At 59.2% G+C, this 14,220-nt stretch carries 11 protein-coding genes; 8 read left to right on the forward strand and 3 right to left on the reverse strand.

Annotated features, from left to right (window positions below):
- Positions 1-72: 72 nt before the first annotated feature.
- The 4 genes from BR71_RS05790 (at position 73) to BR71_RS05805 (ending at position 3,345) form a co-directional block, all read left to right on the forward strand.
- A complete protein-coding gene (locus BR71_RS05790; protein ID WP_043634420.1) occupies positions 73-1,407 on the forward strand; it encodes a DUF3422 family protein in 1,335 nt (444 codons plus the stop codon).
- 174 nt (positions 1,408-1,581) lie between these two features.
- Positions 1,582-2,151: a cysteine dioxygenase gene (locus BR71_RS05795; protein ID WP_052370367.1), complete on the forward strand. Its 570-nt coding sequence runs from the start codon at positions 1,582-1,584 to the stop codon at positions 2,149-2,151.
- Between the two features lie 74 nt (positions 2,152-2,225).
- Positions 2,226-2,852, forward strand: coding sequence for an LbetaH domain-containing protein (locus BR71_RS05800; RefSeq protein ID WP_052370368.1), 627 nt, complete (start codon positions 2,226-2,228; stop codon positions 2,850-2,852).
- 181 nt (positions 2,853-3,033) lie between these two features.
- Positions 3,034-3,345 (forward strand): hypothetical protein, encoded by a 312-nt coding sequence (locus tag BR71_RS05805; RefSeq protein ID WP_043633919.1) that lies wholly within the window; start codon positions 3,034-3,036, stop codon positions 3,343-3,345.
- A gap of 410 nt (positions 3,346-3,755) precedes the next feature.
- Here the strand turns inward: BR71_RS05805 and BR71_RS05810 are convergent, their stop codons facing one another.
- The 3 genes from BR71_RS05810 to BR71_RS05820 form a co-directional block, all read right to left on the reverse strand.
- Positions 3,756-5,009: an HD-GYP domain-containing protein gene (locus tag BR71_RS05810; protein WP_043633922.1), complete on the reverse strand. Its 1,254-nt coding sequence runs from the start codon at positions 5,007-5,009 to the stop codon at positions 3,756-3,758.
- Between the two features lie 517 nt (positions 5,010-5,526).
- Entirely contained in the window at positions 5,527-7,122 is a 1,596-nt protein-coding gene (locus BR71_RS05815; RefSeq protein WP_043633925.1) for a flavin monoamine oxidase family protein, read from the reverse strand.
- 31 nt (positions 7,123-7,153) lie between these two features.
- On the reverse strand, positions 7,154-9,067 hold the full coding sequence (locus BR71_RS05820) for a thiamine pyrophosphate-binding protein (RefSeq protein ID WP_043633928.1): 1,914 nt from the start codon (positions 9,065-9,067) through the stop codon (positions 7,154-7,156).
- A 498-nt stretch (positions 9,068-9,565) separates the two neighbouring features.
- Between BR71_RS05820 and folE the strand changes: the two genes are divergently transcribed.
- The 4 genes from folE (at position 9,566) to BR71_RS23340 (ending at position 14,023) form a co-directional block, all read left to right on the forward strand.
- A complete protein-coding gene (gene folE / locus BR71_RS05830) occupies positions 9,566-10,261 on the forward strand; it encodes a GTP cyclohydrolase I (RefSeq protein WP_043633935.1) in 696 nt (231 codons plus the stop codon).
- A gap of 316 nt (positions 10,262-10,577) precedes the next feature.
- Entirely contained in the window at positions 10,578-11,003 is a 426-nt protein-coding gene (locus BR71_RS05835; RefSeq protein WP_043633938.1) for a BLUF domain-containing protein, read from the forward strand.
- Between the two features lie 730 nt (positions 11,004-11,733).
- Positions 11,734-12,897, forward strand: coding sequence for a fimbrial protein (locus tag BR71_RS23335; RefSeq protein WP_081862565.1), 1,164 nt, complete (start codon positions 11,734-11,736; stop codon positions 12,895-12,897).
- A gap of 97 nt (positions 12,898-12,994) precedes the next feature.
- Positions 12,995-14,023, forward strand: coding sequence for a fimbrial protein (locus BR71_RS23340; RefSeq protein ID WP_081862566.1), 1,029 nt, complete (start codon positions 12,995-12,997; stop codon positions 14,021-14,023).
- Positions 14,024-14,220: the final 197 nt, after the last annotated feature.

Below are 14,220 nucleotides of genomic sequence, written 5' to 3' on the forward strand. Positions count from 1 at the left end.
CGTCAAAATATGCTGCATTGCAGCATGAAACGTTTTATGCTGAAGACTGCCCACCCGCCACCGGAGCCCGTCATGACAGCCGAACTCTCCGATCCGCCCCGCCTCCGCCTTAACGAACACCCGCAGCGCCGGCAACTTAACCACGAAGCCCACGCCAGGCCAGCGCTGCAGATAGCCGCCGACAACCGGATCAGCTACCTGGCCTATCTGCACCGCCACATCAGCCGAGAACAGGAAAACTGGCTATGCAGGGAGCTGGCCCAACAGTTAGGCCAGCCCGTCCAGGACCCCGAGGCCGGTCAATTTCAACTGGACGCCCCGTTTGGCCTCGTGCGCTGGGAACGGTACGGCGAATTCTCCAGTTTCACCATTCTTGCCCACGGCGCGGAATCCAGCCCCTTCGCCCAACCCGCTTTGCAGGCCCTGCCGGCGGCCTGGCTACATCTGTTGCCCGGCAACGTGCTGGTGGCCGCCCATGCCGCCTTGCTGTCGCCCGGAGCGCTGCCGCTGCGCATCGAGGACCTGGCCGCCCAATGCTTCAACGGCCATGAACTGGCGGGCGCGGAGATAGGAGACGGCGCCGGCCGCGCTTACACCGATTTCCGCATCCATCCGGACGGTTTCTCCCGCTATCTGCTGGCGGACCTCTACATGGGCCGCCGCCAAGCCGGCCGTATGCTGCAGCGGCTGCTGGAGCTGGAAACCTACCGCATGCTGGCCCTGCTGGCGCTGCCGGTGGCCAAAAGCATCGCCCCGGAGCTGGCCAAAGTGGACGAGGAGCTGGCCGAGCTGACCGGCGCCATAAGCGGCGCGGCCGCCGACAGCGAACCGCAGCTGCTGCACCGGCTGACCGAGCTGGCCGGCGCAGCGGAAAACGCGCTGTCCCGCACCGACCACCGCTTCAACGCCTCTCTCGCCTATTACGACATCGTCCGCAACCGCGTCGCCGAACTGCGCGAACGCCGCATCCACGGCCTGCAACCCTTCCAGCAATTCGTGCAACGCCGTCTGGCCCCCGCCATGGACACCTGCCGCGCCGTGGCCTTTCGCCAGCGCGAGCTGGCCGCGCGGGTCAACCGCGCCACCGCGCTGCTGCGCACCCGCGTGGACATCCGCCGCGAACGGCAGAACCAAGCGCTGCTCACCTCGATGGAACGCCGCGCCGCCATGCAGCTGCACCTGCAACAAACCGTGGAAGGCCTGTCCATCGCCGCCATCACTTATTACAGCGCCGGCCTGATCGGCTATCTGTTCAAAGGCGCCAAGGCCGCCGGCCTGCCCATCAACGTGGAATTGGCCACCGCCGCAGCGGTGCCTTTGCTGGCGCTGGCCATCGCGCTGGGCCTGCGCCGGGCGCGGTCCGCGCTGCGACGCCATGGCGAAGCCTCCAGCGCGCCAAACGGCTGAAACCTGCCCATTCAGGCAACCGGCCCGCGGCCTCATCGGCTATACCGAAACCATAGACGCGGACCGCCGCCGCGAACTTTGCCGGCGCGGGTCCAGTCAGAAAAACGCCGTCCCCGCTCCAGCCCGACGGACAGAACCCACTGTCCGCGGCCGCGCCGGCCAAAGGAGAAACCGATGAACGACACGCTATGCGCCGCCGCGCAGTCTTCCTTCGCCCTGAGCCCCAGCCTGACCGCCTCGCTGCGGCAACTGGACGCCTACCAGGCCAATCTGAACATCGAGCAGATCCAGCGGTTTCACGATTCGCTGCAACTGAGCCCGGATGATCTGCTGCCCTTCCGCCAATTCAGCGACGAACGCTACCGCCGCAACCAGATCTATCTCAGCCCCTGGTGCGAGCTCTTGCTGCTCTGTTGGCGCAGCACCCAACGCAGCCGCATCCATAATCACCGCGGCAGCCTGTGCGGCTTGCGCGTGCTGCAAGGCACCGCCACCGAAACCGTGTTCGAACGCACCGATCATGGCTTGGTGTACGCGGTGGAGTCGCACCGTCTGGAAAGCGGCAGCCTCACCATCAACAGCCATCTGGACATCCATCAGATCTCCAACCTCCAGCCCTACGGCGACGACCTGGTCACCCTGCACCTGTACTCGCCGCCGCTGCGCAAAATGGAGCTGTTCAGTCTGGAGTCGCCCCAAGTGGAACGCCCCGGCGACTCCATCAGCTGGGTGTACGAAATCTGACGCCGCGGCGGCCTTCTGGCCGCCTTGCTCCGCCGGCTCTACAATACAAATCCCCGCACGCACCAGGCCCAATCATGCCCTCCGCCCTCCCCGCCGAATTGTTCGCCGATCTGCTCACCCACTTTCCCTGGCTGGACAGCGCCCAGCCCCCATGGCACTGGCTTGGCCAGTTGCCCGACAGCCTAGCGCGGCAATGCGCCTTGCTGGACCCCGCGCACTGGGCAGTGGACGGAGACATCGCCATCCATCGCAGCGCTACGATAGAAGCCGGCGCAGTGCTCAAAGGCCCTCTGCTGATAGGCCCCAATTGCCGCGTAGCCGCCCACGCCTATTTGCGCGGCGGTGTGGCGCTGGCCAACAACGTGACGGTGGGGCCGGGATCGGAACTCAAAACCTGCGTCGTCGGCCCCTACTCGCGGCTGGCCCACTTCAACTTCGTCGGAGACTCCGTGCTGGGCGCGGACGTCAATATGGAAGCCGGCGCCGTCATCGCCAATCACTGGAACGAACGCCGCGACAAGACCATCACACTGCGCTGCCGCCAGCAAGCCTGGACGCTGCCCACGCAGAAATTTGGCGCATTGGTGGGCGACCACAGCCGCATCGGCGCCAATGCCGTGCTCTCTCCCGGCACCCTGTTGCCGCCGCACGCCGTGGTGGCGCGGCTGGAGCGGGTGGAGCAAGACCCAGGACAGGGATAAGCCTAAGCCCTCGCAATCCCCGCGCCGACAAAGCGGCCAGCGGAGTGCGTAGATCGGCTTGAGAGCATAATGACAAACACCCCGCGGCGACGGGGTGCTTCTACCCTGTTCAAAGCTAGCAAGCAAAGCAAGGCGTGAGCAAAAAGAAGCTCCCGCTCTTACGGAGAATCAACCCCTGCCCATGAAAAACAAGCTCAAACTCTCCCGCTCCATTGTCAGCTATGACGCCCTCAGCGATATCGACGAAACGTTCAACCTTGGCGATGAAACCCTACTGTTCTCCTTGAAGGAAGACATTCTGCAAATAGAGTGCGAGCCACTTGGAGTTCTGGTTGATGTCGGCTGGTATCCGGAATTCAATCCGCGCGGTCGTTTTCGCATTTATGTGATTCAGCATGGAGACTGGGATCAACCGCTGGAAGAAAAAACCGCCAAGAACCTGGCACAGCTATTCGACGCGCTGACAGCCATCATTGAGCGGCACGCGTTATGAGCGTCTCCGATCCAGCCGAGACTCAACTAGCCGCGCGGCTTCTACAGTGCCCTGAAAGCCAGAGCGCCTAAGAACCTGTTTACGATCTGCTGCGCCTCTTGAAACGCGGCTCAATGAGTGTGACTTCAAAATGCTCATGTAACTTGTGCACACTCCGCTTTCTCAACCGTTTTCGCCTTGTCTCGCGAGACTTTGAACAGGTTCTAAAACCGTGTCCATGATCCGGCGCTGCTCCACACCCCAAGACGGAGGAAAGCCCTGATTTGTGCAAAGCATTAAAATTTACCACCCTCACTTTTATAAATGACCTGCGCTTCTTACAAGATAACTATAAAAGTTTGGATAAGAAGCAGTCACGATCAGGCAGCCACACTCATATGAATTAGATAGACGGAGTGGCCACTTAAAAACTAGCCCCAAAAGTGCAACTTGATTTTATCAGCCAGTAAGCTTCGAGCCTCATTCTCACTGATGTCTTTTAATATGACATACACATCAACAGCAATTCCGAGAAAAACCTGCATCACATCAGGGTCAAAATGTGAACCGGTATTCTTTTTTAGGGTATCCATCACTTTATCAAATGGAAAGGGCTCCTTGTATGGCCGCTTTGAGGAAAGTGCATCAAAAACATCCGCTACTGAAAAAATACGCGCGGATAATGGGATGGCGCTACCTGCCAAACAGCGAGGATACCCGCTGCCGTCCCATTTTTCGTGATGTGCAGCCACCACCTCTTGTGCACCATCAAGCCAGCCCATGCCATGCACAATTTCCTCGCCCAAGGCGACATGAGTCCGCATTGTCGCCATTTCATCGGCATCCAGCTTCCCTTCTTTCAATAGTATTGCATCAGGAATGCCAATCTTACCGACATCATGCAGAAAGCTGCCTGCGATCAAAGCTTGCATGGCTGAACCAGACAGCCCCAACTCCTCGCCAATTCTTGCGGCAATCCATGCAACACGATAATTGTGCGCACCAGTATCTGAGTCTCTTTTTGCAATGGCACGCCCTAGGGACTCCATCATGGCTATGTGTGAGTCAAGAATTTGATATGCCTTTCTCACATTGTCTCTAGACAATTTCAGCACAATGGGGAAAATAGCAATCCCACACATCAGGGCAGCCAATGCCGTTATTAATGCAGTCCTGATGGCGGCAGACTCTATGCTTTTACGCTGCCAGGCCGGTATGATCCTGACACCCTCAAAATATCCGACAATACCCGTCCGCCATGCATCTTCCAGCGGGACAAAAACCCGTAATGCCCACAGCCCCTCGTCCAGTTTCACGCTCTCATAAAAAGTATCCGCATAGCTAGGCTTGCCATGACTAGGTAACTTATCTTCAATCTTACTTCCATTAGCCGTCATAGATTCTGCTAGCTTGCCACCATTTCGGTCATATATTTCAGCAATATCAAATAATCCACCAGACAAACCGGTAACCGCTACTTGTGCCTTACTGATTAAACCATCCCCTGTTAGCTTATTACTGTCGAAGTGCAATAAAAATCGCTTAGACTCTTCCATCGCCAACAATACAATTTCATTCTCTGCGCTCTCCGAAGCAACAAGCCATGCAACCGGTACCGAAATCAACGCAAGAATCAAACTTACCAAACCAATACGGAGTACTGCCCGTCTCTCGAAATACCCCATTGCCCCCCCTAAACTGCATCTGCGCATATTTATAGTTACAATATACTGATAGCATATCAGTAACCTTGTTGCACAAATCTGTTAAGAGCGGCTAACTACACTCAGTTTTACGACTAAGCCAAGACACGCCGACGCAGACAGTACATTGAGAGCGGCAAGCCGGCACAACTCACCATCAGGGTTTTGGTAACGTCTATGGAGTCCATAATGTGTGGGGCGGCCTTGGACAGCGTCGCCTTGCCCTCGTCCGACCCCACATCGTAATAGCCGCCATGATCGCTAGTAGGCCATCCTCGATGTGGCGGCGCGGCTTCATCACCACGCTTGAGCCCGCTTTGCAGCTGTATCAAAGCCTAGCGCTGCTCATCGGGAAATCGAAAATGGCACCGTGCGAAAATGATATGGTAGCCGGCACCGAACTACACACTAAGGAAACAGGCGGCTCCCGTCCCGCTTCCGGCAGCGCATCAACGCCCCTGTCTCAGCCCGCCGACGCGCGGCAGGCCAAAACAGGAACTCAGACCAGCTTGGCCAACATCATGTCCGCCGTCTGTAAAGCGCCCTCCACCCAACCTTGGGCGTCGGAATAAGCCTCGCCGCACACATACAGCGGCTGGCCGTCCAGCGGCTGGATGATCTGCTGTTTCACTTCCCAGCTTTTCACCCCGATGTTCCAGCTGTTCCAGCCGCCGCCGAACGGGTCGTCGCCCCAGTCGCGGAAAGCGGCGTTGCGCACTTTGGGCGTATAGGACAGGCTGTGCATCACCGTCAGCTGGCGGGTAACTTCCTCGGTCATCATGCGCGGGGCCTTGTAGCGGTGCCAGCTCAGTTCATTGGCGCGCACATGGTCATCCGTGCCGATGAAGGGATCGGCCAGCTCCGCCACCTCCAGGCCCTTCTTCCAAGCGCTGTGACGACGGCCGCGCAAGCCGTCCCAAAAACCGGTGTTGTCGCCGTCGTCGTAGCTGGCCAGCAACATGGCGTGACCGTGCAAGGCGGGCTGGCCGTTGCTGCGCGGCCAGTAATAAGTCTGGCGCACCGGCAAATCGGTGACGGAACGGCCGGACTTGACCGGCACGTATTCGCCGTCGGCCTTGCTGTAACCGGTATTGAGCCACCAAGGGCTGTTGTAGGTGGTGAACAGCTTGAACAGCGGCCGCGGGGTGACGCTGGCGGTCAATTGCTGAAAGCGCGCGGACTCCTGCAACCAGGGGCTGGTGGCGGACAGCAGTTCCAGCGCGCGGCGCGGCATCGCCAGGATAAGGGTCTTGGCGGACACGGTGCGGCCCTGCGCCAGGAACTGAAAGCCTTGCTCGCTGCGCGTCACGCCGCTGACCGGCGCTTCCAGGCGCACCTCGCCGCCGGCTTGTTCAAACAGCTGGGCCAACACCAGCGGCACTTGCTGAAAGCCGTTGCAAAACCCCATGTATTGAGCCGATACGCTAAAGTCCGACAAAAACCACGGGATGGCGTCGGCGGCGTTCCAGTTGCACAGCGTGGAGTCGTAACCGCCGGTGTCTTCGGCGTATTGATAGGCTTCTCCAGTGATCACGCGGAACAACACATTCCAGAAACCCTGCTGGTACAGCGGCACGCCGCCGAAGCTGGCGCCCTGCGCCATTAGCCGGCGTTCTTCCTCGGACAGCGATTTATTGGTGATGCCAGGCACGATTTGTTCGATGGCGTCGATGATGACGCTGCCGCCGGTTTGGCCCCGATCCAGAAAGTTGAGCCGGTACGGCACTTTGTCCGGCTCGGCGGTGAAGTCTTGCAAGCGCAGGTAAACGCCGCGCAGATAGGCGATGTTTTGCGGCTCGTCCACCGGGAAGCGGTAAAGCTCGATCTGTTCCGGTGCCGGCAGCAGCGCGTTCAATTCCTGGATCAAGTCGTAAATCAGCGGCTGCACCTCCGGCAGGATGCGCATGCCGCCCAGTTCCGCCACCATGTCGGGGATGTCCGGCGGCCGCACCGACAGCAAGCGGCCGCCGATGTGATCGCTGGCCTCGAACACCGCGATCTTGCTCTGGGGATAATGCTGTTGCAGCCGCCAGGCGCTGTACACGCCGGACACGCCGCCGCCGACAATGGCGATGTCTATGTTTTCGCTAGCCATGTTTGCTCGTCCTTGCTGAGTGAAGCCGGGATCAGAAAATCACCGGCACATTGGCCGGCTGGCCGTTGTCCGTATTGCGCTGGGCATCCCCGTCCGGAATGTGGAAGCAGTCAAGCCGCGGCTGGTTGCGGTAGCGGGCGTTGGCCTGCTGCGGCGTGGGCGGCGGCTGGTCCAGGCCCACGGTCTGCATGTCCAGCACATAGGCGCGGCCGGCCAGTGCGTGATCCAGCCCGCGCCGCACCGCGGCGCGCACCGCCTCCGGATGCGCCACCACTTCGCCCTCCATGCCGCCAAAGGCTTTGGCCAGGGCGACGAAGTCCGGTTTGGGCCGTTGGATGCGCAGGTATTCCGGATCCTGGGTGCGCGCATGCCAACCGTAGCCGGCCGCGTCGCCGTACATCGCCTCCACTTGTTGCAGCCCCATTTGCAGGGTGTGGTATTCGTGATTGTTGGTGATGATGTAGAGCACGCCCAGCTGGCGGTGCTGCGCGGTCCACCAGGTTTGCGGGTAGAACAGCGAGGAGCCGTCGCCGGTGGCCGCCACCACGAAACGGGTGTCGATGCCTTGGCATCCTTGCTCCTCCAGCTTGATGCCCAGGGTGGCGGGCATGGACCAGCCCAAGGAGCCGCCGCCCACGCAGTAGTAGCTGATGGGCGCGGCGGCCTCTTCGGTGAACGGCAACAGGTACTGGAACGGCGCCGGGTCCGACACCGCTTCGTGCACGTAGACGAACTGCTTTTCCAGCCCGCGTTCGCGGATTTCCAGGCGCAAGGCGTCGGCGATCACCACCGCCCAGATTTCTTGCTGCCGCATCGCCTCGCCCAGATACCTATCCCATTGCTCACGCCGCGCTTCGGCCTTTTGCCGCAAAAGCTCATTGCGTTGCCGCGCTGCCGCCGACGGCTGATCGCCGATCTCCCGGTTCAGCAGCGGCAAAGTGGCCTTGATGTCGCCGAACAAGGCGCACTCGCCGTAGTAGTTCTTGCCGATGTCCCAACTGTTGTTGCTCAGGTAAACCTGACGCACCGAGGGTGGAATCAAGGGGCCGTCGCTGTACTTGAACACGGTGACCTGGGCCTGATTGCTGAAACCGCACAAAAAAGCCACGTCATGACCGGCAAAAACCTTCTGCAAGTCTTTTTGCCCGCCGGGCAGTTCGCCTTGCCAGTGGTAATCTCCATTGGGGAAATTGGCTAGGCTGCTGAAGGTTTGCAGCGACACCGGCGCGCCGATCAACTCCGCCAGCGCCTGCAGTTCCGGCCAGGCCTCCGCGTAACCCGCGGCGTCGCCCACCACGATCAGCGGGTTCACCGCCTCGCGCAGCATGGCGGCCGCTTGGCGGATGGCGTCGGCGTCGGCGGTGAAGTGCGGGGAGATGCGGGTAATGCCGGGCAGGCGGTCGCCGTCGCCGATGCGCCTCATGGTGAACTCCCAGGGAATGGCGACGAACACCGGCCCGTTGGGCGGCGCCATCGCCTCCTTGAAGGCGCGCTGCAACACCATGGGCAGCTCTTGCTCGGTGCGCACCTCATGCGCCCACTTGGTATATTGCCGCGCCAGGTCCACCAGGTTGGAGGCCAACAACGGCTCTTGGGTGACCAGCTCGTTCTGCTGCTGGCAACACAGAATCACCAGCGGCGCCTGCGAACGCCAGGCGTTGAACAGATTGCCGATGCCGTGGGCGATGCCCGGAGTAACATGCACCACCACGACGCCGGGCTTGCCGGTCATCCGCGCCGACCCCATCGCCGCGCCCATGGCGATGTTCTCATGCAGGCACTCGATGTACTCCACCTGGTTTTCCGGGTAGGACGTACCGTCGATGATGGGGATTTCATTGGTGCCCGGCACGCCGAAAATGCGATGGATGCCCAACTCGCTCAATGCGTCGAACACATAGTCCCGGGCCCAGCGTTGCTGGCCGTTGCCTTGTTGACTATTCATACCGCCCCACCCCTCTTCATAAGTTGTCGTCGTTATGTGAGTGGTAATCCAGGCGGGCGGAAATTCAATCCGAATAATCTCTGTGTCGAAAACACCAATGCACACGGAGGGAGCCGAGGCCTTCACCCTCGTCTCCTGCGCGGCCAAGGCTTGCGCCGCCGCGGCAAGGTCTCGCCGCCCCATGTCCATCCCCGTCCAAAAGGACAGCAAGATCATGTACAGCCGGCCTCCATCATTGACTTTGCATACCAGCCAAATTAAGGACTTTCCGCGTCAAGCCCTGATGGGCTAAGGGTTTCTACTAGGCTCATCGGCTGCGGATACGCTCCGGCGCTTGTGCTAACATGGAGCGTTCCTGTCGCATCGGCCAGGCTCCAACCACGCCGCCCTGCGGGGAAGCGCCCACCGCCTGCCCCGTCCCAAATCATGCGCAATGGATAGAGCCGCCGGCCATGGCGGCGCCAAAATGATAAATAAGCATCCGAGACTGCCAACACAATGAACAAGACCAATACCGTTGACCATCTGCCGGTCTCACAGCGCATCCGCAGCCGCCTGCAGCAAGCCGGCGTCCGTTTTCACGCCAACGACAATATCGCCGCCTATATCGAAGACGGCGAGCTGGACCAGTTGCAAACCGAGGTTCAGGAAAAACTGAAAGCGGTGCTGGAAAGCCTGGTGATCGACACTGAACACGACCACAACACCCAGGACACCGCCAAGCGCGTGGCCAAGATGTTCATCAAGGAAGTCTTCCGCGGCCGCTATGTGGCGATGCCGGCCAGCACCGAATTTCCCAATGTGGAGCAGTTGAACGAGCTGATGATCGTGGGCCCCATCACGGTGCGCAGCGCCTGCTCCCACCACCTGTGCCCCATCATCGGCCGCGTCTGGGTGGGCGTGATGCCCAATGAACATTCCAACCTGATCGGCCTCTCCAAATACGCGCGGCTGATAGATTGGGTGATGACCCGCCCGCAAATCCAGGAAGAAGCGGTATCCCAGATTGCCGACCTGCTGATGAAAAAACTGCAGCCGGACGGCTTGGCCATCGTGATGGAAGCGGACCACTTCTGCATGCACTGGCGCGGAGTGAAAGACAGCAACAGCAAGATGACCAATAGCGTGATGCGCGGCTCCTTCCTGAGCGACGCCAATCTGCGCCGCGAATTCCTGTCCTTGATGCACAAATAAAGCGCCTGTTCAAAGCTTCGAGGGCAGCAGCTAGGCAAGAGCTTGCGGCCGCATCCAGAAGCGCCGCCGGCAGCGCCCAGTTTTACGATGCACAATAGACCTTGAACCGATTCCGTGAGTCAGTTCAAGGTCTTTTTTAGTGCCTTGCAAACTTGCGTAGATACACAGGAAACCGCGTATCTACATTGCATTTCAATATACGCATGTAAGATCGTGAACAGGCTCTAAGGCCAGCGGCAAGACGCCGCGCACCAGCTAAGATGAAAGCGGGGCCTCGCCAGTCTGGCGCGGCGTCTTTCCATCGAAGGGGCACATCATGCTGGTACGCCTGACTTATTGCAGCCGCGCGCACAAATCCATAGACAGCGATCTGGTGGACGACATCATGATCGCCGCTCGCAAATACAATCCGGCTCAGGGCATCACCGGGGTGCTGTGCTACAGCAAGGACGTGTTCGTTCAATCTCTGGAGGGTGGCCGCGCCGAGGTCAACCTGCTGTACCAGAAACTGGCCCACGACCCGCGCCATCAATGTCTGACCCTGCTAGATTATCAGGAAGTGGAGCAACGCCGCTTCGCCAATTGGAGCATGGCGGAGGTGATGATGGAAAAACTCAACGCCTCGCTGCTGCTGCGCTATTCCGCCCAGGCTAGGCTGGACCCGTTCAACCTGCCCGGCGCCAGCACCGCCCTGCTGCTGGAAGCGCTGGCCGAAGCCGGCAGCACCCAGATCCGCCACTAAGAGCCGCTAACAAAACTTCGCAGAGAACCTGAGCCAAGGCGCGCCGACGCAGGCAGTACCAGTTGTACGGCAAGGAGGCGCAACGCAGGATCAGGGGTTTTGTTAGCGGGTCTAAGCAGCGCTTACGATCTGTCGGGGGCCGTGTGACGCGGCATGGTGAGGGTGTCTTCGAAATGCTCATACACCGCGTGCACACTCCAAGCTCTCAGAGCCTGTTCAAAGTCTGCTGCGCTTCGTGAAGCCTTGCAGGGTGAGTACAAGCTCAAAATGCTCATGCCCCCCTCAAGCCTTGCGCTTTTTCGCTCGTTTTCGCCTTGTCTCGCCCTAGTTCGCGAGATCGTAAACACATTCATCAGTCACGCGACGGGAACGGCCGGCGTCGGCTCGTCTTGGCTCAGATCCTCTGCGAGCTTTTGTTAGCCGCTCTAAACACCTCGGGCTCCGGGGCCCGAGCGCCGGTCCATTGACTGAATGAGCCGCTCCATGGCCATTTTGCCCCTTCCGCTGTTTTCGCTGTGTTTCGCCCTGAATCGCAAAAATTTTAGCCGGCTCTTAAGGCGCTATTTTTAAGTAGATTCCTAATGAGCTTTACGTAAATTCTTACAGAATTTAGCACCATGACGCCCATAGAATCTTCTTGCGCTTTTAAAACGACGTCCTCCCATCCACCATTGCCCATATAGGTAAAGGTAAGAACGTCCGGACTTACCACCTCGGTGTATTCCGATGTATGGAATCGCTTTTTGGAAAACTCACTGCCGGTAACAGTTTTTTCTTTTCAGAGTTTTCTTATATTCCAATGAAAATGACGATAAAAACCATTTTGGCATCCACGCTTGCCACAAGCTTGCTGGCGCTAAGCGGAATCACCCACGCGAACTTTTGTACGAATGCAGATCTTAACATTCCCGCCCTCCACTTTAACAAGACGTATCACAACGCAGCGGAAAACCCGGCGGCGGGCACTCTGCTACCAAACGTCCACAGTTGGCAGCTTGATAAATACAGCGCCATTTGTTATTGCTCTGCCAGTAGAACCCCTCGCCGGACCTATTTTTTCACCGACGTCTTGCTAGAAGCAGCAGGTTGGCAGACGGCCAATGGCAAAAGCATCTTTTTTTTCAAGATTAATCCCTATGTGGAAATAGGGATGGAGCTATTTTTGGGCGGGGCGGTTCAACGTTATATGTCGCTGCCCTGGTGGAGCCCCTACACCAACGATGAGGCTCAAGGAGAAGAATCCTGCACATACAATCCCGCAACGAGCAGCTATATAGTGGAGCGCCATAATCTGGATACCGCTAACAGTGGACGAGTGCACCTGCGAATCAGCAAGCCTTTTTCCGGGACCGTCAACGTGCCGGCTTTCACCGTATTTCGGCTTCTGGCCTCGACGGACGATGCCGTCCAGGGCAACATTTTCCCACTGGCAAGTTTAGTCATGAGCCTGAATGTCAGCGTGCCGCAAAGCTGCACGCTGGCGGCCGGACAAGTGGCCAGCATCGACTTTGGCGCGCTGCCGCCCGAGGCGCTGGCCACGCCCGGCGGCGCTGATAAAAACGCGGTCAAACGCACGTTCCAAATCCAGTGCAATAATATTGCTTCCGGGGCCGCCGTCCAGCTATCGCTGGAAGGCCAGCCTCAAGGGCAGGACCCGCGCTACCTGGCCACCTCGCATTCAGCGGTGGGCATCGCCATGGAAAGCAGCGGCAAGCTGGTGCCGCCCACGCCGCCGGGCGCCACTCCGGCCGGCTCTCAACACATCCCCATCGCGCTGGACTATCAAAGCCAGCAAGCGCAGTTCCAATTACTGGCCTGGCCGGTGAAGATGACAACGCGGCCCTCGCCGGCGCCGTTCCAGGGCTCCGCCACCTTGAGGTTTGATTTTGAGTAAGCACGATACGCGAGAAAACACGGCCAGGAGTGCCGGAACCCTCGCTTATCAGCCAAGCGGCAGGCGGACAGGCGCCTTGCCCCGCCTGGCGGGGGCCATGCGCCCTACCGCGCTGTTGCTGTGCGGATGCCTGAACCTATGGCTGGCGTCCTCGGTGAACGCGGGGCCTTGGGATACGTTGAATCATGCGTGCCGTAACACAGCACAGCCACTCGGCAACAATGTGGCCTGGGTTGAGGTGGGAACCATCCAACCTTTTTCCTCGGTGCCGGTAAACGGGGTGCTGGGCCGCGCCAAAATCAGAGGCCCCGCCATCAGTTGCGTAGGCGAGATTCCCCCTCCGGTCGCCAATTTCGCCTTGCAAATCCGCCCTGGCACCGGTGAGGCCGGTACGGTTTGCAGAACGGGGTTGGATGGCGTGGGGGTACGCTTCATAGACAAGAATGGCCAAGCCATTTTGTGCAGCGGCAGGGAGGAGTTCCGGCGTTTTGTCAATGTGCAAGCAGGCCAATCCTTACAGCTTGATGTCCCAGGGGCGGTGGAGTTCATCCGCACCAAAGCCATAAGTTCGCTCAAACCGGGGCAGTATAATCTAGGGCTCCCCTCCTCGCTTGCGATCGACTCATACTGGCCGGGCTATTCGGATAGCTCAGCGTGGGCCTTCCCGAAAATTGACCCCAACTCACCTCCGCTGCTCCTCTCCCAGTGCAGTTTAGCCGGCGTGACCACTACGGTGGACTTCAAGACGCTAACCCTGGCTCAAATCCAATCCAGTCAGCAGGAAAAGCCTTTTACCGTGAGCATAGGCGGTTGCGGAGATCAGACCGCGGCAGAGGTGATCAATCAATACGGCAGCTTCAGTTTTAGCTCCGCCACCATCCTGGCAGACGGCAGCTTGGGCAATGAGAGTTGTGCGGATTGCGCAACGGGGCTGGCGATTGAGGTGCTAAAGCAGGACGGCGCCAAAGTGGATTTGAACCGTCTGTACAAATTAAGTCTGGGCCAATTCGCCATCAACGGCGAAACCGTTACCCATTTTTTCCGCGCCCGCTTGAAAGCCACGCCCAGCACGCTCTCTAGCGGCGCGATCAAGAGCGTGCTGGTGGTGGTTTTGACGCAGGAGTGACGGTTTGACGTTTCCGCCCGCTTAGAGCCTGTTCACAATCTCGCGAGCCAGAGCGAGACAAGGCGAAAACGAGCGAAAAAGCGGAATGGTCACGTGGTACATGAGCATTTTGAGCTTGTACTCACCGTGCAACGCTTCACGACGCGCAGCAGATCGTGAACAGGTTCTTAGAGTGGCTAACAAAACTCCGTTTTACG

This window comes from Chromobacterium haemolyticum DSM 19808 (genome assembly GCF_000711885.1).
GTDB classification, from domain to species: domain Bacteria; phylum Pseudomonadota; class Gammaproteobacteria; order Burkholderiales; family Chromobacteriaceae; genus Chromobacterium; species Chromobacterium haemolyticum.